This is a genomic window from Enterobacter sp. CCUG 70166 (genome assembly GCF_020224095.1).
GTDB lineage: Bacteria > Pseudomonadota > Gammaproteobacteria > Enterobacterales > Enterobacteriaceae > Enterobacter > Enterobacter intestinihominis.
Genome location: NZ_NRIQ01000024.1, coordinates 18,524 through 39,934, shown reverse-complemented (window position 1 = coordinate 39,934; position 21,411 = coordinate 18,524). Strand labels below are relative to the sequence as shown.

The 21,411-nt window shown below is 50.7% G+C and carries 30 protein-coding genes and 2 pseudogenes; 30 read left to right on the top strand and 2 right to left on the bottom strand.

From position 1 onward, the window contains the following. Position 1 precedes the first annotated feature (1 nt). The 6 genes from CKK19_RS10650 (at position 2) to CKK19_RS10625 (ending at position 3,601) form a co-directional block, all read left to right on the top strand. Positions 2 to 271, top strand: a complete 270-nt coding sequence (locus tag CKK19_RS10650) for a hypothetical protein (RefSeq protein WP_225455138.1) — start codon at positions 2 to 4, stop codon at positions 269 to 271. Beyond that, a complete protein-coding gene (locus CKK19_RS10645; RefSeq protein ID WP_058652403.1) occupies positions 228 to 422 on the top strand; it encodes a hypothetical protein in 195 nt (64 codons plus the stop codon). The genes CKK19_RS10650 and CKK19_RS10645 overlap by 44 nt, the downstream gene beginning before the upstream one ends. Before the next feature lie 137 nt (positions 423 to 559). Beyond that, the gene (locus CKK19_RS10640) at positions 560 to 742 is read left to right on the top strand and encodes a hypothetical protein (RefSeq protein ID WP_058652402.1); all 183 of its coding nucleotides are present in this window, start codon (positions 560 to 562) and stop codon (positions 740 to 742) included. 221 nt (positions 743 to 963) lie between these two features. Then, a complete protein-coding gene (locus tag CKK19_RS10635; RefSeq protein ID WP_225455135.1) occupies positions 964 to 1,785 on the top strand; it encodes a DUF1983 domain-containing protein in 822 nt (273 codons plus the stop codon). 11 nt (positions 1,786 to 1,796) lie between these two features. Next, positions 1,797 to 3,254: a glycosyltransferase family 2 protein gene (locus tag CKK19_RS10630; RefSeq protein ID WP_225455134.1), complete on the top strand. Its 1,458-nt coding sequence runs from the start codon at positions 1,797 to 1,799 to the stop codon at positions 3,252 to 3,254. A gap of 11 nt (positions 3,255 to 3,265) precedes the next feature. Continuing rightward, positions 3,266 to 3,601 carry a hypothetical protein gene (locus CKK19_RS10625; protein ID WP_059509684.1) on the top strand — a complete coding sequence of 112 codons (336 nt, stop codon included), beginning with the start codon at positions 3,266 to 3,268 and terminating at the stop codon, positions 3,599 to 3,601. On the opposite strand, the gene CKK19_RS10620 is transcribed toward CKK19_RS10625, so the two are convergent. After that, positions 3,555 to 3,812 carry a hypothetical protein gene (locus CKK19_RS10620; protein WP_040117529.1) on the bottom strand — a complete coding sequence of 86 codons (258 nt, stop codon included), beginning with the start codon at positions 3,810 to 3,812 and terminating at the stop codon, positions 3,555 to 3,557. The genes CKK19_RS10625 and CKK19_RS10620 overlap by 47 nt on opposite strands. Before the next feature lie 165 nt (positions 3,813 to 3,977). Between CKK19_RS10620 and CKK19_RS25415 the strand changes: the two genes are divergently transcribed. The 8 genes and pseudogenes from CKK19_RS25415 to CKK19_RS10580 all read left to right on the top strand — a co-directional run bounded on the left by CKK19_RS25415 (position 3,978) and on the right by CKK19_RS10580 (position 10,028). Beyond that, complete coding sequence (locus tag CKK19_RS25415; RefSeq protein WP_080400674.1) at positions 3,978 to 4,556, top strand: HNH endonuclease; 579 nt, start codon at positions 3,978 to 3,980, stop codon at positions 4,554 to 4,556. 74 nt (positions 4,557 to 4,630) lie between these two features. Next, positions 4,631 to 5,134, top strand: coding sequence for a hypothetical protein (locus CKK19_RS10610; protein ID WP_225455133.1), 504 nt, complete (start codon positions 4,631 to 4,633; stop codon positions 5,132 to 5,134). After that, positions 5,127 to 5,495, top strand: coding sequence for an HNH endonuclease (locus CKK19_RS10605; protein ID WP_225455132.1), 369 nt, complete (start codon positions 5,127 to 5,129; stop codon positions 5,493 to 5,495). The genes CKK19_RS10610 and CKK19_RS10605 overlap by 8 nt, the downstream gene beginning before the upstream one ends. Positions 5,496 to 5,601: 106 nt before the next feature. Beyond that, positions 5,602 to 6,096: a terminase small subunit gene (locus tag CKK19_RS10600; protein ID WP_000954404.1), complete on the top strand. Its 495-nt coding sequence runs from the start codon at positions 5,602 to 5,604 to the stop codon at positions 6,094 to 6,096. Next, positions 6,093 to 7,754: a terminase large subunit gene (locus CKK19_RS10595; RefSeq protein ID WP_087654008.1), complete on the top strand. Its 1,662-nt coding sequence runs from the start codon at positions 6,093 to 6,095 to the stop codon at positions 7,752 to 7,754. The genes CKK19_RS10600 and CKK19_RS10595 overlap by 4 nt, the downstream gene beginning before the upstream one ends. Positions 7,755 to 7,812: 58 nt before the next feature. Next, positions 7,813 to 8,415: pseudogene (locus CKK19_RS10590) on the top strand (HK97 family phage prohead protease); the annotation flags it as partial. Between the two features lie 160 nt (positions 8,416 to 8,575). Next, a complete protein-coding gene (locus CKK19_RS10585) occupies positions 8,576 to 9,811 on the top strand; it encodes a tyrosine-type recombinase/integrase (protein ID WP_225455131.1) in 1,236 nt (411 codons plus the stop codon). 7 nt (positions 9,812 to 9,818) lie between these two features. Continuing rightward, on the top strand, positions 9,819 to 10,028 hold the full coding sequence (locus tag CKK19_RS10580; protein WP_225455130.1) for a helix-turn-helix transcriptional regulator: 210 nt from the start codon (positions 9,819 to 9,821) through the stop codon (positions 10,026 to 10,028). A gap of 123 nt (positions 10,029 to 10,151) precedes the next feature. Here the strand turns inward: CKK19_RS10580 and CKK19_RS10575 are convergent, their stop codons facing one another. Then, positions 10,152 to 10,355, bottom strand: coding sequence for a YlcI/YnfO family protein (locus tag CKK19_RS10575; RefSeq protein WP_225455129.1), 204 nt, complete (start codon positions 10,353 to 10,355; stop codon positions 10,152 to 10,154). Between the two features lie 190 nt (positions 10,356 to 10,545). On the opposite strand from CKK19_RS10575, the gene CKK19_RS10570 reads away from it, so the two are divergent. The 16 genes and pseudogenes from CKK19_RS10570 to CKK19_RS10495 all read left to right on the top strand — a co-directional run bounded on the left by CKK19_RS10570 (position 10,546) and on the right by CKK19_RS10495 (position 21,409). Next, complete coding sequence (locus CKK19_RS10570; RefSeq protein WP_196317701.1) at positions 10,546 to 10,731, top strand: host cell division inhibitor Icd-like protein; 186 nt, start codon at positions 10,546 to 10,548, stop codon at positions 10,729 to 10,731. Beyond that, entirely contained in the window at positions 10,724 to 10,918 is a 195-nt protein-coding gene (locus CKK19_RS10565; RefSeq protein WP_225455128.1) for a hypothetical protein, read from the top strand. The genes CKK19_RS10570 and CKK19_RS10565 overlap by 8 nt, the downstream gene beginning before the upstream one ends. Positions 10,919 to 10,980: 62 nt before the next feature. Continuing rightward, positions 10,981 to 11,127, top strand: a complete 147-nt coding sequence (locus tag CKK19_RS10560) for a hypothetical protein (protein ID WP_225455127.1) — start codon at positions 10,981 to 10,983, stop codon at positions 11,125 to 11,127. After that, positions 11,117 to 13,465 (top strand): toprim domain-containing protein, encoded by a 2,349-nt coding sequence (locus tag CKK19_RS10555; RefSeq protein ID WP_225455126.1) that lies wholly within the window; start codon positions 11,117 to 11,119, stop codon positions 13,463 to 13,465. The genes CKK19_RS10560 and CKK19_RS10555 overlap by 11 nt, the downstream gene beginning before the upstream one ends. A 467-nt stretch (positions 13,466 to 13,932) precedes the next feature. Beyond that, on the top strand, positions 13,933 to 14,148 hold the full coding sequence (locus CKK19_RS10550; RefSeq protein ID WP_225455125.1) for a hypothetical protein: 216 nt from the start codon (positions 13,933 to 13,935) through the stop codon (positions 14,146 to 14,148). Between the two features lie 14 nt (positions 14,149 to 14,162). After that, the gene (locus CKK19_RS10545) at positions 14,163 to 14,336 is read left to right on the top strand and encodes a hypothetical protein (RefSeq protein ID WP_225455124.1); all 174 of its coding nucleotides are present in this window, start codon (positions 14,163 to 14,165) and stop codon (positions 14,334 to 14,336) included. 239 nt (positions 14,337 to 14,575) lie between these two features. Next, positions 14,576 to 15,508: a phage major capsid protein gene (locus CKK19_RS10540; protein ID WP_225455123.1), complete on the top strand. Its 933-nt coding sequence runs from the start codon at positions 14,576 to 14,578 to the stop codon at positions 15,506 to 15,508. Positions 15,509 to 15,555: 47 nt separating this feature from the next. Then, entirely contained in the window at positions 15,556 to 15,708 is a 153-nt protein-coding gene (locus CKK19_RS10535; protein WP_225455122.1) for a hypothetical protein, read from the top strand. Between the two features lie 13 nt (positions 15,709 to 15,721). Continuing rightward, on the top strand, positions 15,722 to 16,336 hold the full coding sequence (locus tag CKK19_RS10530) for a tail assembly protein (RefSeq protein WP_225455121.1): 615 nt from the start codon (positions 15,722 to 15,724) through the stop codon (positions 16,334 to 16,336). Next, a complete protein-coding gene (locus tag CKK19_RS10525; RefSeq protein WP_225455120.1) occupies positions 16,333 to 16,683 on the top strand; it encodes a hypothetical protein in 351 nt (116 codons plus the stop codon). The genes CKK19_RS10530 and CKK19_RS10525 overlap by 4 nt, the downstream gene beginning before the upstream one ends. Positions 16,684 to 16,733: 50 nt before the next feature. Continuing rightward, positions 16,734 to 17,069, top strand: coding sequence for a lipoprotein (locus tag CKK19_RS10520; protein WP_225455119.1), 336 nt, complete (start codon positions 16,734 to 16,736; stop codon positions 17,067 to 17,069). Positions 17,070 to 17,254: 185 nt separating this feature from the next. Beyond that, a pseudogene (locus tag CKK19_RS10515) lies at positions 17,255 to 18,616 on the top strand (phage major capsid protein); the annotation flags it as partial. A gap of 36 nt (positions 18,617 to 18,652) precedes the next feature. Then, the gene (locus CKK19_RS10510) at positions 18,653 to 18,820 is read left to right on the top strand and encodes a hypothetical protein (RefSeq protein WP_086623572.1); all 168 of its coding nucleotides are present in this window, start codon (positions 18,653 to 18,655) and stop codon (positions 18,818 to 18,820) included. Then, positions 18,820 to 20,175, top strand: coding sequence for a phage portal protein (locus CKK19_RS10505; RefSeq protein ID WP_032668515.1), 1,356 nt, complete (start codon positions 18,820 to 18,822; stop codon positions 20,173 to 20,175). Before CKK19_RS10510 ends, CKK19_RS10505 begins: the two co-directional genes overlap by 1 nt. Further along, a complete protein-coding gene (locus CKK19_RS10500; protein WP_032648723.1) occupies positions 20,172 to 21,086 on the top strand; it encodes a phage portal protein in 915 nt (304 codons plus the stop codon). Before CKK19_RS10505 ends, CKK19_RS10500 begins: the two co-directional genes overlap by 4 nt. Beyond that, entirely contained in the window at positions 21,083 to 21,409 is a 327-nt protein-coding gene (locus CKK19_RS10495; protein WP_032648721.1) for a head-tail connector protein, read from the top strand. The genes CKK19_RS10500 and CKK19_RS10495 overlap by 4 nt, the downstream gene beginning before the upstream one ends. The last annotated feature ends 2 nt before the right edge of the window (positions 21,410 to 21,411 follow it).

Sequence of the window (21,411 nt, the reverse complement as noted above, 5' to 3'; positions counted from 1 at the left end):
TGTGGGTATCGAAACGATAATCGGGCTGGCCGCACTGGTGATTTCCGCTATCGCCGGTGCCTTTGGCCTGGGCCATATTCGCGGCACCAGCAAAGCGGAAGCGAAAGCGGACCAGCAGCGCACCGAAGATAACGCAGCTGCAACGGTCGCAGCAGCCGAACGCCGGGTAGATGCAACGAAAGAGGCCAGCGATGTACAGCAGACTGTTAACCATATGCCTGGCGACGATGTTGATCGTGAGCTGCGCGCAAACTGGACCCGCAAGGGTTGAGGTAGTCGATACAGCGTGTGACTGGGTAAATCCAATCTACGCTACAGATCATGACTGGGATGTGCTGGACCGCCAGACGAAGAAAGACATCCTGGCGCATAACAAAGCGTGGCAGGCGAACTGCCAGAAGCCAATCGAGAAAAAAAATTAGCAGCAAGGATATCGAGTTGATAATTTGCGAAAAATAGCTCCGGCGTGTGCCATAAACAGTTCAAGCATGAGCTGCCTTCTTTTTGCCTGTTGATTACCTAAAGGGTATTATCGTGATCCACACAGCAAGGAGGTTACATGACTGAACAGGCTTATGATTTAACTAAAATCAAAGAGATAGAACAGACCGATGATGCCATGAAAGCTAATCGGCTTTTAGCTAGTGGCTGGGTATTATTGAAAGTAACTGAAACCCAATCACACGATGAATACGGTGCCTTGTACTCCACAGTTTGGTTCACAGTTGGAAACCCCCAGTAAGCAGAATAGCCCGCCAAACCGCGGGCATTTTTTTATCCCCACCAGCGGATAAAACAACCATTATCCCCTATACGGTATAAATCGGCCTCGCACCTGCGGGGCTTTTTAATGCGCATCGCACGCGCACATCAAAGAAAGTCTTTCAGCTGTGAGCCTGGGCAAACCGTTAACTTTCGGCGGCTTCGCCGTGCGACAGGCTCACGTCTAAAAGGGTAGTAAACATGAAAAAAACTCTAAGCCTAAAAGATGCAATGCGTAGCCTTCACGTTATCGAAACCGATGAAGGAATCGAACTACAAAGCGCAGCTGGCACGGCAAAATATGATGCATGGGGCGCACGCCGTGAGGTGAATGGTATCCCAGAGTACTTTCCCTCTTCTGTCACGGTAAATAAGCGTCAGCCTGCGCCAGTGGGCGATAAAGCCCCATCTGTAACTGATGAATCATGCGCACCATTAGTACGCACAATGAAGCTTCGTGTTGAGTTGGACACCTCAGACGCACAAAAGGCTATTGATGATCTGGACGACAAAATCCGTAATAGCCATGCATTCAAAGTCCTGAAAGATGGCTTGTCATTCGAAAAGAACGGGGCGCTGGTGATTAATGACGGGCAGGTGTTCATTACCGATGCGAAGATTAGCGATGGCGTATTGTCTACAAACTATAACGTAAAGTTGAACGACTCCGATAAAGGCAAGCCGCACGAAGCTGGCATGACCCTCGGTATTGAAGGTGACCAGAGCAAGGTAGTGTTTAAAGCTGATCGCTTTCATGTGCATGAAGCCGATCCATCCATCATCGGAAACGCCGTTGTATCAGCCACGAAGACGAAGATTGGGTTTGGCGATGAAACGAAGCAGGCCGTCATTGATGCCGTGCGTGAAAGCGATTTGTTCGCAGCCCTCCAGGCAAGTATTAATGCGCAGGCAGCTTCAGTAGCTAGCCTGCAACAGGCGATGCACGATGCGGTGAACGGTGCTATCCGCAATGCGCTCAAGCCTGGCGGTATCCTCTGGAATGCACGGTCGCGTGGATTCTGACGGGAGGTAATATGCAGGTCACTATTGATGGTGTCCCGTTTGTGCCTGCCTGCGCTTCAGCGTCACGGATTGGCATTGCCATTACTACCCACAACCGGCCAGACGTTTTAAACCGCGCCATTGAGCAGCACATTAAACATCTGCCCGCCGGGGCGCTGGTGGTGGTTATCGACGACGGCTCTAAACCTGTCGCAGTAGTGCCTGACGGCGTGCAGCTGCTTCGCCATGAAACATCACTCGGCATTGTTGCTTCGAAGAACGCCAGCCTGTCAGCCCTGATGGATGCCGGGTGCGAGCATCTTTTTCTGTGGGATGATGATGCCTGGCCCATCGCCGATAACTGGCATCTTCCCTACATTGAATCACCCGAGCCACACCTGGCTTACCAGTTTCTCGATCTTGCTGGCACGAACAAGCTGAATGACCTTTCGGTGCTTTACCGTGACGATCAGCATGTGTCGTACACCGGACAGCGCGGCGTAATGCTTTACTACCACCGCAGTGCCATCGAGAAGGTGGGCGGATTCGACCCGGTATACGGTCGCGGTATGTATGAACACAGCGACCTTGCCCTGCGCATCCATAACGCAGGAATGACTACGTGGGCTTACGCTGATGTGGTCGGTTCAGAAAAGCTTATCTATTCACTCGATGAGCATGAGGCCGTAGAGCGTTCAGTGACGAGGCCTGACCGCCAGGCGCTGGTGGAACGTAACGTGAAGATTCACAACGAACGGCGTGATGCCGGGTTTACTGGTTACGTTGAATATCGCCAGCAGCGCGACGTGGTAATCACAACGCTGCTCACAAGTCAGCCTGACCCGCAGCGCGGTACCAAACTGACGGCCTCGCCTGACCTGCTGAGCAAATGGGCGGCCTCGCTTCGCCAGTGTGGGCGTATAGCGCTGGTGGATGAATTACTGACAGCCCCGGCAGATGTTGAGCTGTATCTCGTACCTGACGTGAAGATGAATGTCTACTTCCGTCGCTGGCTGCACATCTGGCAGCACCTGCGAGAACACCCTGAGTACCGGTTCGTCTGGTGTACTGATGGTACCGATGTCGAAATGCTTCGCGCGCCGTGGGAAGAAATGGAAACCGGAAAGGTGTATGTCGGTTCAGAACCAAAGACCTACGCCGATACCTGGGCAAAGCAGAATCATCCGGAGCGCATCTATCAGGAGTTTATCGAAGCGCACCGCAACGATGTGATGCTTAACGCTGGTCTGCTGGGTGGTTCCCGCGCTGATGTAATGGCGTTCGCTCACGGCATCATCCGTCTTTACTACCGGATCGAGAGTTATCGGTTCTGGAAGAAAGAACAGGCTGGCGTCGCTGTGGGCGACATGCTGGCGTTCGGCATTGTTGCGAAGTCATTCGCTGACAGGTTGGTCACCGGCCCTCTGGTACATACCGTTTTCAAAACTGATGGCATCGGCAAAGAAAATGCTTGGTGGCGCCATAAATAACAGGAGTTCTTATGATTTCATATGAGGTTGAGTTTCCGACTCAAAAATCGTTTAGCTTAAAAATAAACGGTTACTCTTCAGCGGAGGGACTGGACTGTACAACGGTTGATGCTATTGGCGGTGACGTCAAAGTACAACTCGATAAGAAGACAATGCTGACTGTACCTTACCGTGAAGATATTTCGTCAGACTTTACTCTTGAAGGTTACAAGCAGCGCGCTGAAACTCACGCGATAACTGTAATCGATCAGATTGTGAATGCGGCTCAGCACCGAGCCGCTGAAGATTTAATTCAGGAAGTTACGAACGCGGTTGCTTCTTCTGAATTATTTTCTCAACTCTCTTAATCGCTTCGTGAGCATCTGGGGCAGATGAAATTTCAGGCGGTGTAACCTCCTTCAGTACATCCATCAGAACGTCCCCAACATTCTGTTTTGGTGACAGCTTGTTAACAGCTTCAATAATCAAAGAAAAAACCAGTTTATTGGTGGCTTTTTCAATCTTTAATTCACGTTGCAAATCTGCAACTGCTTTTTCCAGTTCTGACATGGAACCCATGGGTATTTTCCTTTTCGGAGGTAATCAGCCATCCCCCCGCGACAGAGTGCGCCAGTGTCCCACCACTGACGGGCTGAATGCTTACTTTAACCAGGGCTAAAGCGAAGCAACACCCTGATATTCAGACAGTAGCCGCCATCGTGCGGCTTTTTTATTACCTGTAGTATGGAGATTTCTATGGTTGGAATATGCTCAGTAGCTGAGTGTGATAATCCAGTTAAGTGCAGATCTCTTTGCCAGCGTCACTACGATAGGAAAAGGCGTAGTGGTGAACAGCTCCCCGCAAGAAAAGTATCAATAAACGCTGATGATGCAGTAAGCAATCGAACAATTAACGTTGATGGTTGCATGATCTGGACTGGGCACCTAAATGCAAATGGTTATGGGCACATTAATGTGAACGGTGTGGTTATGCGGGCTCACCGATATGTTTGGGAGAGAGCTTACGGTCTAATTCCTGATGGAATGATTATTGACCATAAGTGTCATAACCGCGCGTGCTTAAATATCGCTCACTTGCGATTGGCGACGAACCATGAAAACCAAAGTAATCGCTCTGGTGCTAACCGAAATAGCAGTACAGGACTGAGAAATATTTACCTCAAAAGGGGAAAGTATCAGGTAAGGGTTCATTATCAAGGCAAAACTCATTACGGCGGAGTTTTTGAGAGTGTCGCAGATGCAACTGTAGCTGCCGAGCGGTTGCGTGCAAAATTATTCGGTGATTTCAGGGGGCTTTCTTGAAAATAATCATCGTATCCCATCATTCTCGGAGAGATTTAGCACAACGCCTTTATTCCTCTATTGACGCCCATCACATGTTAGTTGACGAGGTTGGGGTTGGTGCAAATGCAACCCATCTTCGTGCTCTTCGTTGGGCCGCTGAGCAGTCAGATAGAGTGATTATCATCGAAGAGGATGCATTACCCGTTGATGGTTTTCGTTATAAGGCTCAGGACTGGCTGACCCGTTTCCCTGAGGCTCTCGTAAGCTTTTATCTGGGCACTGGCCGACCACCTCAGTATCAGATGCAGGTAGCCGAACGTCTGATTGTTGCTGACAAGACACGGTCTGACTTCATCACGCTGCCGCGCCTTATACACGGCGTGTGCTACAGCGTACCGCCTCAGCATATTGAACGAGTCCTTTCTCGATGGGACAGCAGTAAGCCAGCCGACTATGCAGTCGGGGATGCCTATGGCGGCGCGGTGGTTTATCCGTGTTACTCGCTGGTGGACCATGCCGATGGTGAGCCGGTTGAGCGTCACCCGGACTCAGCACCACGTATAGAACGCCGCCGGGCGTGGAGGTTGCATGTCTAAGCTAACAACGTTAAAGCCACGCCTGAAAGCCATTGATACGCGACGCATAAAGCCGATCTACGGTGAGCAGCGCCGCATAAGTGGAAGTGCAAGGGTGAGTTTGAAGCGACGTATCTATGCGCGTGACAATGGTCTCTGCTGTATGTGTAATCGGGTTGTTGATTTGACTGACAGTGAACTCGACCACCGTATTGCGCTTCAGTTCGGAGGCGATAACTCGGAGCACAACCTGTGGACGCTCTGCACTGAATGTCACGCAGGTAAGTCTGCACGTGAAGTTGCCACCGGTCAGCCTGATGAGCAGGCCCTGAAGCATGAGGTGCCTGAAGGCGATCAGGCATTAGGATTTGTAGGGCTTTGAGTCCAGCCAACCCCGGGGGGGGTATCATCCAGAGTAAACATCGATCGCCCTGGACACCTCGCCCCCTCTCATTCGCAGAAAAAATCCCCCTCTGGAGGGTGTAAACATGTTAACAGCGCAGAAGCGGAAATATGCTCTCGCGCTGATGTCCGGGATGTCTCAGAAGGATGCGGCAATAAAGGCGGGATATTCTGAAAAATCCGCGCGTTCCAAGGGGTCGCAGCTTGCTAAAGACCCGGAGGTCATCGCGTTTATTGAGCGGAAAAAACGAGAAAAAGTTGAGGTGGATGACGAACCTGCGTATCGCAGGAATGTTTATACCCCAGCAGTAAACACTCCTGAAGAAAAACGACCTCCTGCGGCATCGTCCGCCGGTGAGTATGAAGACCCTCTCGACTTCCTGAAATCGGTTATGAACAACGTTGGTTACGAAATCGAAACCAGGAAAGATGCTGCAAAGGCCATGCTGCCTTATATGCATCAGAAGAAAGGTGAGGGCGGTAAGAAGGATGCAAAAGCTGAGGCTGCCAAAAAAGCGGCCAATAAGTTTGCCATTCAGCAACCGCCGAAACTGGTGGTTAATAATCGCGGGAATACATGATGCCAGAGTGGACAACTGCCTGCCCTGACTGGGCGGAGCGCCTGAAGAAAGGCCAGTCTATTATTCCTGCACCGATTTACCCGGAGCAGGCAGAAATAGCTCTGAACGTTTTCAGGCAACTGAAAATCGTTGATGCTCCAGGATCGCCAACGTTCGGTGAATCCTGCGCGCAGTGGGTTTTCGATCTCGTTGCAGCGCTGTTCGGCTCGTATGATGCCGAAACTGGCCGCAGGCACATTACAGAAGTGTTTGTGCTCATCCCCAAAAAAAACTCCAAGTCTACGCTGGCCGCCGGGATCATGATGACGGCGTTGCTGCTTAACTGGCGTCAGGCTGCCGGGTACACCATCATCGCCCCGACCGTAGAGGTGGCGACAAACGCTTTTAACCCGGCGCGTGACATGGTAAAGCGGGATGATGATCTGGATGACCTCTGCCAGGTGCAGACACACATCAGGACAATCACCCACAGGGGAACGGACACGACGCTGAAAGTGGTGGCTGCCGACCCCAACACCGTTTCGGGGATTAAATCTGTCGGCACGCTCATTGACGAGTTGTGGCTTTTTGGTAAGCAACATAACTCCGAAGATATGCTGCGTGAGGCAGTCGGTGGCATGGCATCACGACCTGAAGGCTTTGTGATGTACACAACCACGCAGTCCAACGAACCGCCGGCTGGCGTGTTTAAGAAAAAGTTACAGTACGCCCGTGATGTTCGCGACGGAAAAATTCACGACCCGCATTTTCTTCCGGTGATATTTGAGCATCCACCGGAAATGGTTGCCAGCGGAGAGCATCTTCTTCTGGATAACCTCGCGATGGTTAACCCCAACCTGGGTTACTCCGTTGACGAGCAGTTTCTTTACCGCGAATACAACAAAGCGAAAGAGGCCGGGGAAGAAGACTTCCGTGGCTTTATGTCCAAGCACGCCAACGTTGAAATCGGTCTCGCCCTGCGCGCTGACAGATGGTCAGGGGCAGATTTCTGGGAGCAACAGGCAAGGCGCGTCACTTTTGACGATATTTTGCGCCGTGCTGAGGTGGTCACCGTTGGTATCGATGGCGGTGGTCTCGATGACCTTCTCGGCCTGGCTGTTATCGGGCGCGATCGCCAGACGCGCGAGTGGTTATGCTGGTGCCATGCATGGGCACATACCATCGCCCTGGAAAGGCGAAAGAGCGAAATTTCAAAATTAAAGGATTTTGAGGGGGCCGGTGACCTGACGATCGTTAAGCGGGTAGGCGAGGATGTTGAGCAAGTTGCAGAGTACGTCAGCCGGATTTATGAAGCCGAACTGCTGGACAAAATCGGGATTGACCCCTCTGAGGTAGGGCAAATTCTTGATGCGCTCAGTGAGGCAGGCATTCCTGATGAGGCTGTAACCGGGGTCAGCCAGGGCTGGAAACTCGGCGGCGCCATTAAGACTACCGAGCGAAAGCTGGCTGAGGGTGTTCTGCTTCATGGTGGTCAGCTTCTGATGGCATGGTGCGTAGGAAACGCCCGTGTGGAGCCGAAAGGCAACGCCATACTCATCACCAAACAGGCCAGCGGGAAGGGGAAAATTGACCCTCTTATGGCCACATTCAACGCCGTTACGTTAATGGCTCTTAACCCCGAACCGGTCAAAAAAGACTACCAGGTATTTTTCGTTTAACACACACGTCAGTTAATTGCCCGCGCATGCGGGTTTTTTCATTTCTGGAGGCCAGCAAATGACGCTTAAACGCGCCTGCACCCTCATGACGGTGAAGTCGGTAAATGAGGATGAGCGGATTATCACCGGCATCGCCTCAACACCGTCTCCCGATCGTGACGGTGACATTATGGAGCCGGAGGGGGCGAAATTCCGCAGCGATACGCCGTTCCTCTGGCAGCACGACCGCTCTCAGCCTATTGGCACCTGCACGCCAAAAATGGTGAAAGAGGGGTTGCAGATCACAGCAAAGCTCGTGAAACCAACCCCTGACATGCCATCCCAGTTAATCGCACGTCTTGATGAAGCGTGGGCTTCGATTAAGGCGGGGCTGGTACGCGGCCTGTCGATTGGGTTCCGCCCAATTGAGTATTCCTTCCTGGATGAAGGCGGTATTCGCTTTTTGTCCTGGGACCTGCTTGAGGTCTCGGCGGTGACCATTCCGGCCAATGCCGAATGCTCCATCCAGACCGTTAAATCTTTCGATCGCCAGTTTCTCGCCGCGTCAGGCAATGAGAAACCGGTAATGAAAACCTCTAAAACCGCTGGCGCTACAGCACCCAAAACCAAAAAAGGAAACATTTCGATGAATATCGCTGAACAGATCAAGTGCTTAAAATCATTTCTCATAAATGCTCTTTATCTATGTTTTATTATCTTTTTCAAGAGCATATGTCGATTGATGATTATGTTTTTTTATGGTGTTTTATCCAGTATAAGGCGAGTTTTCCCGTTGAAGTGGACTAGAACAAGGACCATAAATTGTATTATGTGGGGTTCAAATGCTAATCAAACCGCTATCACATGCAGAGGTTAAAAACGCGAAAGTAACGGGTAAGGATTATTCGTTACATGATGGGTTCGGACTCCTGCTGTTCGTGTCTAAAGCTGGTGGCAAAACGTGGCGTTTTCGTTATCAGCACCCGGACTCTAAAAGGAGGCAAACCCTAACAATAGGCCGATACCCTGAGTTCTCCCTCGCTGAGGCGAGAGAGGAGAGGGATAAAGCTCGCAGACTGGTAGCGAGGGGAATTGATCCAAATGAGGAAAAGAGGGGTAAAAAGGCTGAAAGATTAAAGAGGAGGAATCAGACTTTTAAATATCTGGCAGATTCGTGGTTGAAGGTATACGAAAAAGACAACAAGCGGGAAAGCACTATTTTATACAATAAGCGGGTTGTTAATAATTATGTGGTCCCGGCTATTGGTGAGATATCTGTACATGATATTAGTGCGGAAAATGTTATTAATGCATTCAGGCAATTTTCTGATCGCCCAGCCACCCTTGGTAGGGCCATTGACCTTACCAGAAAGATAATAGACTTTGCGGTAAATACTGGAGTTATTAAAGCCAATCCTGTAACGATGATTCACAAGGCATTCCCTGCTATAAAAAGCAAACCTCAAAAAGCGCTAGAGGTGAATAGGCTACCAGATCTTTTAAATGTATGGGAAAAATCAGGCGTTCATACATCAACAAAGAATTCTCTTATTTTCCTGATTTTGACCATGGTTAGGCCGATAGAAGCGATTAATGCGGAGTGGTCCGAAATAGATTTTGAAAATGCACTGTGGACGATTCCTGGTGAGCGCATGAAATCGGGCAGGGAACACATCGTTCCTCTATCAAGTCATGCTTTAGAAGTGCTTTCTGGCATGAAAAAAATAAAGAAAAGCAATTACATATTCTATGGCGCTCACAATCCGGAAAATCCAATAGTAAGAAGCTCTATTTTTCACGCCTTGAAAAGGCTTGGCTTCAGTCAAGAAATGACGCTGCATGGATTCAGGGCAATGTGGAGTACATTGCTAAATGAAGAAGGGTTTAACCCTGATGTTATTGAAGCTGCTCTGGCGCATAAAAGCGGCAATAAAGTCAGAGATACATATAACAGGAGCACATATCTGGAGCAGAGGGCAGTAATGATGCAATGGGTTGGTGATTTTGTTGATTCTGCCAGAAATGGGATTATCCGCAGAACAAGCGGCATGCGCGGTCTGAAAGTGGTAAATGAATGAGGTATTTATGTCAAATTATATGGTAGAAGATGATATTTTGCTTCGGGATGAAGTAATGAAGAAATTACGATACACAAATGTTTCTGCATTCCACAATTTTTTTAAAGACACGCCAGATTTTCCGAAACCTTTCAAAATAGGGCGGAGAAATGCTTGGTATAAAAATGATGTTCAAAACTGGCTGGACGAGAGACGCAGAAAGGCGCTAGAGCAGTAGGTAAAACAAAGGCGACCGCGCTAGGTCGCCAGTGTGGGCTCTGAATATTGCAGAACAAGGCTGAAATAAATATTACCAAGCTATAAGGTAATGGTCAAATGCGGATAAATAATGACCGCAATATCAGTTTTCTACTTCGGTTTTGCTTTTTTTACGCTGCTCGTTTTTTAGTTTGCGCCCGCAGGCATCCAGAACCCACGCAGAGAAATTAGCACCTGCGTTATCTGCTTTCTCTCGCTCTACGCTGGCGTCAATCTCTTCAATCAGGTCATGCGGAAAGCGGATTTTTTTAGTAGCTGATTTTGCATTAACGGACTTGGTAGCCATAAGTCTTCCTCAAATTAGTGTGGGAACACCATACATTAAAAAAGAATGCAAAAACAGTCTTGACGTGTGGCCGCACTTTAAATTAGATTGGTGTGGCCGCACCTTGTTTTCTCGATGCGGAAATAGCGAAGCCCGGCAGTGCGCTAACACTAACCGGGCCTCTTACCACAACGTAACTGAGGCTTACATCATGGCTTGTATACAGCATACCCAAACTCGCCCCAAATATCAGTATCGTTTTCTCGCGCTGAGCGCCATCGGGCGCAACGTCATTCACATCACCGCTACCACTGAGCGCGAAGCCCGTGAACAATCACCGGCTGGCTGCGTGATGGTATTCGCTGGCCGCCTGCCTGTGGAGGTGCGCCATGCGTGAGCCAATCAGCTTAGACCAGGCCGAATATAAATCAGCGCTGGCTGCTTCACTCTTCGAAACCATTCTGGAAAAAGCCAGTGCTGAGTGTTCTGAAACCCTGCTGAATCATATCTCTCTGGCATGTGACCTTAATCAGGAAATCCACCGGGCATTAATCTCCGAGCTGGGTATGGGAGATGCGAAATGAGACAGGTTCCTTTTGAAGTCCTGATGCACGCTGAAAATGCACTTTCAGAGAGTGAGTGCGCAATGTCTGTACTGAGCATGTGGATTGACAGCATTCCCGACGGTGACGAACACCATGAAGAAGCCTGCCGTGTCGGGGCGATTATGTCTCTGCTGCATAAATCTATCGGCGAGCTGGTGAAAGCGCGGGAGGCTTACAGTGCAAAATGACTTTGTAAGCGATGTACGCAGCAAGGCAAACGGCTACTGGCCGTCAATACTGGAACGCCTGGCGATTCCGACGAATCGCGGTGAGGGGCCGTGTCCGGCGTGCGGCGGCAAAACCCGCTACCGGTTCGACAATAAAGATAACCGGGGAACCTATTTCTGTTCGCACTGTGGTGCGGGTACCGGGCTGGATCTGGTGATGAAGGTCAATCAGTGCGGAGCGAGAGAAGCGGCTGAGCTGGTGGCCGAAGCGATGGCGCTGCCTATGCCGGAACCGAAGCCAGCCAGAGAAAAGCCTCAGACAGATATCGCCGGGAAAGTTGCGGCGCTGGCTGCTAAAGCCTCTCCTGGGCAGTCTTCTTACCTTACATCAAAGGGGCTTCAATGCCACTTCCCGATGCTGTCCGACGGGTCTCTGCTGCTGGTGCTGGAAAACGGTGCTGGCGCGACGACAGGCGCACAGGTGATTAAGCCAGATGGCAGTAAGCGGCTGGTGGCCGGAACGGTGAAGAAAGGCTCTTTTTGCGTGGTTAATACCGGTGAAACGCCGGAAACGGTGATTATCGCCGAAGGGCTGGCAACGGCGCTTTCGGTTCAGCAGTTTCGCCCTGATGCGACAATTATCGCAGCGATTGACGCCGGGAACCTGCTGTCAGTTGCGCAGGTGATGCGACAGCGTTACCCGGATGCGCAGATCATCATCGCCGCAGATAACGATATTAAGCCTGGCGAACCAAACACGGGTAAATCAGCCGCAGAAAAAACCGCTAAAGCTGTCTCTGGCTGGGTAGCTTTACCTCAGTCTGAGGAAAAGGCCGACTGGAATGATTTTCACCAGCAACACGGGCTGGAAGCAGCCGCAGCAGCATTTAATGATTCGATGTACCAGCCGGAGGGCGAGAAGGTGGTGGTAAAACTCAAGGCAATTGACGGCGGAAAAGAGAATCAACACGAAGCTGTTACACCTGCACTTAATCAAATGGGGGCTAGCCAGCGCGGAGAAGTCCTGCTGGCTCACTACGATGGCGACCTTGCGATCCATGCAGATTCCGACACGGTACACCATTACAACGGTGTGGTATGGGTTCCTCTGACAGACAAAGAATTGCAGCGAGAAATGGCGCAGATCTACATCGATGCGGAGGTGGCGTATTCACAGAACGCTATCAAATCAGCAGTCGATACAATGAAGCTGGGACTTCCGGTAATGGGTACAACAGCCCGTAACCTGATTGGTTTCAGCAATGGGGTTTTTGATACCCGCTCAGGACAGTTCCGACCTCACAACCGAAAAGACTGGCTTCTCGTTGCGAGTGATCTGCCGTTCAGCGAACCAGCAGAAGGCGAGACCCTCGCAACCCATGCGCCGAACTTCTGGAAATGGCTCCGCCGCTCTGTAGCGGATAATGACCGAAAAGCAGACCGCGTACTGGCTGCTCTGTTTATGGTGCTGGCGAACCGGTACGACTGGCAGCTGTTTCTTGAGGTAACGGGGCCGGGCGGAAGTGGCAAAAGTGTTATGGCGGAGATCTGCACGATGCTGGCGGGTAAGGCCAATACCGTATCGGCGAGCATGGCGGCGCTGGAGAACCCAAGGGAAAGGGCGCTGGTGGTGGGCTATTCGCTGATTATCATGCCTGACATGACCCGATACGCTGGCGACGGCGCAGGGATTAAAGCTATCACTGGCGGGGATAAGGTGGCTATCGACCCAAAACACAAAGCGCCATATTCAACCCGTATCCCGGCGGTGGTGCTGGCCGTCAATAACAATGCTATGACGTTCAGTGACCGCAGCGGCGGTATTTCACGGCGACGGGTGATTTTCAACTTCACCGAAGTAGTGCCGGAAAACGAACGCGATCCGATGCTGGCCGAGAAGATTGAAGGAGAGCTTGCGGTAATCATCCGGCATCTGCTTGTGCGCTTTTCCAGCCAGAACGAAGCCAAACAGCTTTTGCATGAGCAACAGAAATCAGAAGAAGCGCTGGCCATCAAAAGAGAAGGTGATTCACTGGTGGATTTTTGCGGCTACCTGATGGCGCTTGTTGAGTGCGAGGGAATGATTGTTGGCAATGCTGAGATGGTGCCATTCAGCCCGAGGCGTTACCTGTACCACTCATACCTTGCTTACATGTCAGCGCATGGCCTGGGTAAACCCGTATCATTGACGCGGTTCGGCACTGATATGCCGGGGGCAATGTCTGAGTATGGCAAAGAGTACAAGCGCAAACAGTGCACCCGGGGGCCGGATAAAGGGCGTACGATCTCAAATGTCCTGTTAGGTGAAGATGCTGATGGATGGCTACCAGCAGCAACAGGAAATAATAATGGTGAGTAGGGAAAGAATTTAAAAATTACCGATAAAGTGTCTACCGTGTCTACTGTTATGAATAATATATTAAATAACAATTGGTTAGATAGGTAGACACTTGGTAGACAGTGTTTAGTAAGGTATCTACCGTGTCTACTTTTGGTTTATTTTTTGCACAATGGTAGAGAGTCTGGTAGACAGTAGTAGACAGTTAAGATTGCAACTGTCTACCCTCTAATGTCATGAATATAAAGGTATTTTAAACTCAGGTAGACAGGTAGACAGTTTGCGCAGCAAATTTTAATTTTATAACTGTGCTTAAGGTGGCAGAGAATTGGTTGCAGCATAAAGGCACAAATATGTGGTTATTTCTTACATGGCCGGGATCAGTCCCGGTTTTTTTTACACCATATCGTTGCATATATTGCAATAACATTGATGTTCGTTGCATTTTGATCAACACTAGATATGTATCTACACAGGAGATAAAACAGATGACATCGAAAAGAGAAAAGGGCGTAAGCGTAATGCTCGATGGTGAAATCGTGGTGGCGCTTCAACAGCTGCAAAACAACGTGATCCAGAAGATGAACCAAGGCGGGGTATTCGGCATGGCCGCAACACCAACGCTTGGTTATCTGGCGCGTCAATTGCTGCGAAACCGTCTTGGCCTGCCTGATGACAAGACAGACCGCGCCACAGTGGGCTGATGGAGGGGTAGGAGGTGGCATTGTCAGAACGCGAAATATCAATCATGAAAGCGATGGCCGAGGAGTTCAGGGATGCGCTTGATGAGCGTGACCGCAAGCATGCAGGCGAGATGCAGGACCAGGAACAGCGCATAGCCAAGCTGGAGAACGCGGTTGAAGGGCTGATTTCTCTGCTGGGAGAGGAATGAGCAGGGTAGGGGGGGTATCAATCAAAGTTCCACCCCGATCGTGCTGGACACCGCACCCCCTCTCACGCACAGAAAAAATTCCCCTCTGGAGGGTGTAAACATGTTAACAGGCTATAAAAAGGTTAATAGTTATAACTCTTTGATAAATAAATTTTAGTTGGTGCTTGTTTACCTGCATCAATGCAGAAAACAGGCGACAAAATGTTTACAGGTTAATAGGTAAAAAGATGAAAGGATTGATGTTAGTTAAAGCAGCGCAAGCGCTTGTAAAAACCAATGGGCGATATAGTGAAGCGCGGGAAATTGTGAAGGATGAGAAGGTAGCCGCTTACCTGGGTAAAGCACTGGTATCTGGCTCAACCTCCATGGGTAACCCGTTGGTCACAACGGATATTGTTGCCCGTGAATTCGCAGAGTATGCATTTTCTTTGTCTATTCCTGGCCGGATTATGGCGAATGCCATGCAGTTGCCGTTTAAATCTCAGGTTGGATCTGTCAGCGGCATTGGCGCGGGCTGGGTGAAAGAGGCTCAGGCCGTGCCAGTCACAAAGGGTCAGGTCGTGAAATCTGGCGTTTTATCTCCGTTTAAAGTCGCCTCTTTGGTGGTTCTCAGCGATGAGCTTGTTAGCCTGTCCACCCCGGGAACGGAGAGCGTTATCCGCAATATGATGGTTAGCGAGGCGGTAAGGAAGATTGACCAGAAATTCCTCTCAGCAGACGCCGAGGTTGAAGATCTCTCTCCAGCCGGCGCTTTCCTGAATGCGCCATCTGCAGGTGATTTGTCTGCCGCCATCGATCTGCACATCAGCAATGGTAACAGTGTTTCTGGCTCTGCCCTGGTGATGCCGCTGACCTCTGTGCTTAGTCTCACCATCGATCAGCTGCGCCAGTTTGATTTATTGGGTATCTCTGTGATGCCAAGCCAGTATGCGAAAGGGCTATCTCTGATTGACCCGGCGAATATGATTATTAACGTGGAAGGTGCCGGGCTGATGACCACGAGAGAGGGCACGGTGGAGATGTCGGATGCTCCCGTCAACAACACTTCACAGCCCACTCATAGCGAGCAGGTTAGTCTCTACCAGGCAAACGCGGCCGCTATCATGTCCATCATTTACTGCGCATGGGTCAATGTAGGTAAGCCCGTCACCATCATCGAACAGACTTCATAAATCCTAGGGCGCCAGAAATGGCGCCTTTCCTTTCTGGAGGCTACCTCATGGCCGAAAAATCACTTGTAACACTCATCATGGGTCTTACTGCCGAAACATGGGAATTTATATCTGGCAAGGTCCCGACTGAATTCCAGGATTTTGCTTTCGATATGAGCGACAGCCACAAACAACGGCTGGCGACATTTAACGGTATCTGACAGGAGTAGAACGATGAATACAGCTAACAATGAAACACTTGCTACTATCCGTATGTTTGGCCCGCTCGGCAAGACCTTCGGGAGAACTCACCAGCGCCTGGTGCGGACTACGCATGAGGCTTTTCGGGCACTGGCCGTAACTATCCCTGGATTCGAAAAATACATGAATACAAGCAGGGCTCGCGGTTTAACGTATGCGATTTATGTTGGGAAAAAGAACATTGGAGTAGATGATCTGGAATTTCCGAACAATGGGCGCGAGATTCATATTGTGCCTGTGTTAATCGGCAGCAAAAAAGCAGGGGTGCTACAAACTATTCTCGGCGCGGTGCTGGTAGTGGTAGGCGCAATTGGTGTTACGGTTGGTCAGGCTTGGGGCGGTGGCACGTGGGGGCCGGTTGCATGGAAGCTTGGCGCAGCCATGATTGCTGGCGGAATTGTGCAAATGCTATCCCCACAGCCGACTGGCCTCGCCAGCAAACAGGATGCAGATAACCGGGCCTCTTATGCGTTCGGTGGTGTAACCAATACTGCAGCGCAGGGGTATCCGGTGCCGCTGTTATACGGAAAACGCCGTATCGGCGGCGCGATTATTTCTGCCGGGATTTACGTTGAGGACCAGCAATGACAAATCAGACGCAACTCTGGCCGGAAGGTGAGGTATTTACCCGAGAGGTAATGATACCAACGAAATACGAGCCATTACCGGTGATAGTAACTTACATCGTCCCTCCGTTCGATATCGTTGTTGAGATGTGGCAGAACAGGGACCCAGCAAAGGCTTACTCACTGTTCAGACAGTTTATTGTTGACTGGGATCAACAGGAAAAACTCACCGACGATATTCTTATGTGTTTTCTGGCAGGCTATCCCGGTACAGATGAAGCTATTTTTGGAGGCTGGTGTGAGCACATGAAAGCGCAGCTTGAGAAAAATAAAGCTGCATTTGTCCATTCACCAAGTACTATCAATTAAGCCCGCATAACGGTTATGCGGACGCCTTAAAATATTAAGTAGGGGATGAAGTGAGAAAGATAATTTCCTTATTCGTTGCATCTATTTTGCTGGCTGGTTGTTCAGTTGACACGATTACAAGTAAGCCTCCAATTTTCGCTGGCAAAAGCTCTAAAAAACCAGTTGAGGTGGTTCGCTGTTTGGCTCCTAAGATGTCAGATCTCAATCCCTCAGCTACAACGGTGGAGACAGAAACGGGCTACAGGATAGTGGTATCTGTTTCTGACGTTGGTGCGTCAGTTGTTGCCCTTGTTAATGCTGATGGCGAAGGTTCAGAGGTGAAAATGCACGCTTTCACAGCCGGATTGGGAAATCCATGGGGGAAAATGGCGATGGCTTGCCTGTAGACTTCAACATTGTCGGTGGGCCTTGCTCATGTGGGGCCTTCCAGTGGAACGGCATTAACAAGCTTAACCCTAAAATTCTGCTATCTACTTTCTATTCGTAAGCCCGATGCACAAGGACTAGAACGGGGACCATAAGGCCAAACCGTTACTGCTAAGTCATTGCAAAAGAACATAATAAAATAGATATACAAATACAGATCAAAAGTTTTGAAAATAAGCGTGCGGCGCTGGCAGCTTCACAAAGTGACATCATGAGCAAAGCATTCGATGAAGGCCGTACCCTCGATGCTGAAGAAACTGAAAGCTATGACAACGTTTCTTCTGAGATCAAATCTGTAGACGAACACCTGAAACGTCTTCGTGATATGGAAGCCAGCATTGCAGCCACGGCTAAACCGGTAACAAAAACTGCCAATGGCGAAGTCACCACCGTTAAGGCAAACGCGCCGGGGATCATTCGCGTTGAGCAAAATCTGGAGAAAGGTATCGCCTTTGCCCGTTTTGCCAAGGCACTGGCGGCGGCAAACGGCAGCCGTTCTGAAGCGCTGGAAATTGCACGTAAGCAGTACCCGGATGATGCGAAACTTCACCATGTGCTGAAAGCCGCTGTTGGTGCTGGCACAACGACCGATCCTCAGTGGGCTGGTGCGCTGGTGGAGTATCAGGAATACGCAAATGATTTTGTTGAATTCCTCCGCCCGCAGACCATTATCGGTCGTTTCGGTCAGGGTGGTATTCCTGCCCTGCGTCAGGTCCCGTTCAACATTCGCATTCCGGCACAAACTTCCGGCGGATCTGCAAGCTGGGTAGGTCAGGGTAAGGCCAAGCCGCTGACCAAATTCGACTTTGAGTCCATAACGTTCAGCTTCGCCAAAGTCGCAGCCATTGCGGTGCTGACCGATGAGCTGATCCGATTCTCCAATCCGGCAGCTGATGCACTGGTGCGTAATGCGCTGGCAGAAGCGGTCATTGCCCGTCTTGATACGGACTTCATCAGCCCATCAAAATCTGAGGTTGCCAACGTCTCTCCGGCGTCCATTACCAACGGCATTACCGCCGTCCCGTCTACCGGAAACCCGGATGACGACGCGGCTGCGGCATTTGGCGTGTTTGTTGCGGCCAACCTTCAGCCGAACGGTGCTGTCTGGCTGATGTCCAGCACTACGGCACTGGCACTGTCCATGCGCAAGAATGCGCTGGGCCAGAAGGAGTACCCGGAAATGACCCTACTGGGCGGTACTTTCCAGGGCCTTCCAGTGATTGTCTCTCAGTACGTTGGCAACCAGCTGGTGCTGGTAAACGCACCGGATATCTACCTCGCTGATGATGGTGGCGTGGCGGTCGATATGTCCCGCGAAGCGTCTCTGGAAATGGAAAGCGATCCGGCTGGTGACAGCATTACACCAACTGGTACCGAGCTGGTTTCCATGTTCCAGACGAACAGCGTGGCTATTCGTGCCGAGCGCTGGATCAACTGGAAGCGTCGCCGTACTGCCGCAGTAGCGGTGATTTCCGGCGTCAACTACGGCGCTGGCGCAGGCAGCTAATTACCGAAGGAGGGCGGGGGAATCCCCGCCATTAACATGGCAAAAATCAGATATCTGCAACGCACCCATGACTCAATTGCGGGAGACATAAAGGCCGTGGACGATCGGTGCGCAAGGGTGCTGGTGCTGCTCGGTAAGGCTGAATATTTCACCGAGGTAACTACCGGGGTGAGGAAGAACAAGCGTAAAGCGGAGAACGGTTAATGTGGAATCCTTTCCGAAGAAAAGAGGGGCAAATCAAAAATCTACAGCAGCCTGTCAGCCGTGGCGGCTGGACGCCAATGTTCAGTTATGTCCATGAACCCTTCGCCGGGGCGTGGCAGCAGAACATGGAAATTAGACCCAAAACGGTTCTCTCCTATTATGCTGTGTTTTCCTGCATATCTCTGATCGCAAGTGATATCGCTAAAATGCCTCCGCGCCTGATGAAACAGGATTCAAACGGCGTTCGGAGGGAAATTAAAACCGGGAAGATAGCCGCGCTGTATTCCAGGCCAAATGCCTTTCAGAATCGCATCCAGTTCTTTGAGCACTGGCTGAATTCCAAGCTGTGCGAAGGCAATACCGTTGCGCTCAAGATCCGGAACAATCGCGGTGAAATAACTGAGCTGAGGCTGCTGGACTGGAACAAGGTTACGCCGCTGGTGGCTGATGATGGATCTGTCTTCTACCAGATCAACCCGGATAACATGGCGGGCATTGATTCAACTGTGACAGTACCGGCACGAGAGGTTATTCACGATAGGTTCAACTGTCTGTTCCATCCCCTTATTGGTCTTTCCCCGATTTATGCTGCTGGTCTGGCTGCAATGCAGGGTCACCATATTCAGGAAAGCTCGGCGTACTTTTTCCGCAATGGTGGGAAACCCAGCGGTGTTATCGAGGTTCCGGGCTCGATTACGGAAGAGAACGCCAGGAAGATCAAAGAAAACTGGGATACTGGTTATACCGGGGAAAATGCGGGTAAAACCGCCATTCTGAGCAATGGTGCGAAATATGTTCCCCGTACGGTCTCAGCTGCTGATGCGCAGACTGTCGAACAGCTCCGCATGACCGCGCAGATTGTCTGTTCCGTGTTTCACGTGCCAGCTTATAAGGTTGGCATCGGTGAGCTGCCGACACATGACAATATTGAGGCGCAGGATCAGCAGTATTACTCGCAGTGTCTTCAGTCCCTGATTGAATCCATCGAATTGCTGCTGGATGAAGCGTTTGAGCTTGAAGGCGATACAGGAACTGAGTTTGACGTTAATGCGCTGCTGCGTATGGACAGTGAACGCCGTATCAAATCCCTGGGCGAGGGGGTGAAAAATACCATCCTCACACCAAACGAAGCGCGAAAAAGTGAGAACCTTCCCCCGCTGGCCGGCGGTGATTCTCTTTACCTACAGCAGCAGAATTTTAGCCTTGAGGCGCTGGCGCGCCGTGATGCTTCGGATGATCCCTTCGGTAAAAGCAGTTCGTCACAGTCTTCAACCTCCGGGAATGAAGGAAAGGCTTTAACCGACGCCGAGCAATCGGCGGCCAAAGCCATGATCAGAGGATTTCTTACAAAATGAACGAACGCGAACTATCCCTGATAAAGGTGCTGGGTGAGGAATTTGGTCAGGTTCTCGCTGAAATGCGTGACAGCTTCAGTAAAAACCTTCAGGCGCAGCGAGAGGAATATGAAGAAAAGCTATTGAGGCTCGCAAAGCAGGTTGAAGAAATCAGCAATGCGCCCGATCCCGACATTGAGAGCATGGTAAAGGCGGCCATCGCTCATTTACCTGCGCCGACAGCACCAGGATTGCCGGATATTGCCACTATGGTCAGCGATGCGGTAGCTGCAATCCCGGCACCGCGCGACGGTAAAAGCGTCACGCCTGAAGACGTCCAGCCGATGATTCAGGAGCTGGTCAGGAATGCCGTGGCAGAAATTCCTACGCCGAAGGATGGTAAGGATTTTGACCCTTCCATGCTTAAACAGCTCGTTGAGCAGGCCGTAAGCGATGCGGTATCCACAATGCCAGCCGCTGAACCGGGTAAGGATGGCGCAGATGGTCGGGACGCGCTGGCTCTTGAAATTCTCCCCTTTATTGATGAAGAGAAAAGCTATCCGCGTGGCAGCTATGCAACGCATAACGGCGGCCTGTGGCGCGCTTACGAGAAAACCCATGGCATGCGAGGCTGGGAGTGTCTTGTTGATGGCGTGGCGGGTATTGATATTCAGCAATCAGAGCAGCGTTGCTTCACCCTGAAGGTTAACCGCACCAGTGGCACCAGTGAAACCAAATCCTTTGACGTGCCTGTAATGATTTATCAGGGCGTATTCAAATCCGGTCAGGAATATCTGCCTGGCGACACGGTTACATGGGGCGGCTCCCTGTGGCACTGCGACGAACGGACGCAGGACAAGCCGGGTGAGGCTGGCTCGAAAGGCTGGACGCTGGCAGCTAAGCGTGGCCGCGACGGGAGGGATAAAACGTGATTGAACTTGTGACGCTGGCTGAGATTAAGGATCACCTGCACATTGATCATGATGCTGACGACGGGCCGCTTAAGGAAAAAATTCAGGAAGCCAGTTCTGTGTTACTGGCTTTTATACAGGGAAGCCGTGACAAGGTTGTTGATGAGACAGGAAAGTTAATCGAAGGTGAAGCGTTAAGCCGGATGAAGGCTGCTACGATGCGTCTGGTGGGCATGCTGTACCGAAACCCTGATCTGGCTGACAAGGAAGATTTACTGCATGGGGAGCTTCCATTTTCTGTGTCGTTTTTGATTCATGACCTTCGTCTTCCAACAATTATTTGAGG

Bases quoted from the DNA above. Each gene is read 5' to 3' on its own strand.
- CKK19_RS10645 (WP_058652403.1), top strand. From the start codon at position 228: ATGTTGATCGTGAGCTGCGCGCAAACTGGACCCGCAAGGGTTGAGGTA.
- CKK19_RS10640 (WP_058652402.1), top strand. From the start codon at position 560: ATGACTGAACAGGCTTATGATTTAACTAAAATCAAAGAGATAGAACAG.
- CKK19_RS10635 (WP_225455135.1), top strand. From the start codon at position 964: ATGAAAAAAACTCTAAGCCTAAAAGATGCAATGCGTAGCCTTCACGTT.
- CKK19_RS10630 (WP_225455134.1), top strand. From the start codon at position 1,797: ATGCAGGTCACTATTGATGGTGTCCCGTTTGTGCCTGCCTGCGCTTCA.
- CKK19_RS10625 (WP_059509684.1), top strand. From the start codon at position 3,266: ATGATTTCATATGAGGTTGAGTTTCCGACTCAAAAATCGTTTAGCTTA.
- CKK19_RS10620 (WP_040117529.1), bottom strand. From the start codon at position 3,812: ATGGGTTCCATGTCAGAACTGGAAAAAGCAGTTGCAGATTTGCAACGT.
- CKK19_RS25415 (WP_080400674.1), top strand. From the start codon at position 3,978: ATGGAGATTTCTATGGTTGGAATATGCTCAGTAGCTGAGTGTGATAAT.
- CKK19_RS10610 (WP_225455133.1), top strand. From the start codon at position 4,631: ATGTTAGTTGACGAGGTTGGGGTTGGTGCAAATGCAACCCATCTTCGT.
- CKK19_RS10605 (WP_225455132.1), top strand. From the start codon at position 5,127: ATGTCTAAGCTAACAACGTTAAAGCCACGCCTGAAAGCCATTGATACG.
- CKK19_RS10600 (WP_000954404.1), top strand. From the start codon at position 5,602: ATGTTAACAGCGCAGAAGCGGAAATATGCTCTCGCGCTGATGTCCGGG.
- CKK19_RS10595 (WP_087654008.1), top strand. From the start codon at position 6,093: ATGATGCCAGAGTGGACAACTGCCTGCCCTGACTGGGCGGAGCGCCTG.
- CKK19_RS10585 (WP_225455131.1), top strand. From the start codon at position 8,576: ATGCTAATCAAACCGCTATCACATGCAGAGGTTAAAAACGCGAAAGTA.
- CKK19_RS10580 (WP_225455130.1), top strand. From the start codon at position 9,819: ATGTCAAATTATATGGTAGAAGATGATATTTTGCTTCGGGATGAAGTA.
- CKK19_RS10575 (WP_225455129.1), bottom strand. From the start codon at position 10,355: ATGGCTACCAAGTCCGTTAATGCAAAATCAGCTACTAAAAAAATCCGC.
- CKK19_RS10570 (WP_196317701.1), top strand. From the start codon at position 10,546: ATGGCTTGTATACAGCATACCCAAACTCGCCCCAAATATCAGTATCGT.
- CKK19_RS10565 (WP_225455128.1), top strand. From the start codon at position 10,724: ATGCGTGAGCCAATCAGCTTAGACCAGGCCGAATATAAATCAGCGCTG.
- CKK19_RS10560 (WP_225455127.1), top strand. From the start codon at position 10,981: ATGTCTGTACTGAGCATGTGGATTGACAGCATTCCCGACGGTGACGAA.
- CKK19_RS10550 (WP_225455125.1), top strand. From the start codon at position 13,933: ATGACATCGAAAAGAGAAAAGGGCGTAAGCGTAATGCTCGATGGTGAA.
- CKK19_RS10540 (WP_225455123.1), top strand. From the start codon at position 14,576: ATGTTAGTTAAAGCAGCGCAAGCGCTTGTAAAAACCAATGGGCGATAT.
- CKK19_RS10535 (WP_225455122.1), top strand. From the start codon at position 15,556: ATGGCCGAAAAATCACTTGTAACACTCATCATGGGTCTTACTGCCGAA.
- CKK19_RS10530 (WP_225455121.1), top strand. From the start codon at position 15,722: ATGAATACAGCTAACAATGAAACACTTGCTACTATCCGTATGTTTGGC.
- CKK19_RS10525 (WP_225455120.1), top strand. From the start codon at position 16,333: ATGACAAATCAGACGCAACTCTGGCCGGAAGGTGAGGTATTTACCCGA.
- CKK19_RS10510 (WP_086623572.1), top strand. From the start codon at position 18,653: ATGGCAAAAATCAGATATCTGCAACGCACCCATGACTCAATTGCGGGA.
- CKK19_RS10505 (WP_032668515.1), top strand. From the start codon at position 18,820: ATGTGGAATCCTTTCCGAAGAAAAGAGGGGCAAATCAAAAATCTACAG.
- CKK19_RS10500 (WP_032648723.1), top strand. From the start codon at position 20,172: ATGAACGAACGCGAACTATCCCTGATAAAGGTGCTGGGTGAGGAATTT.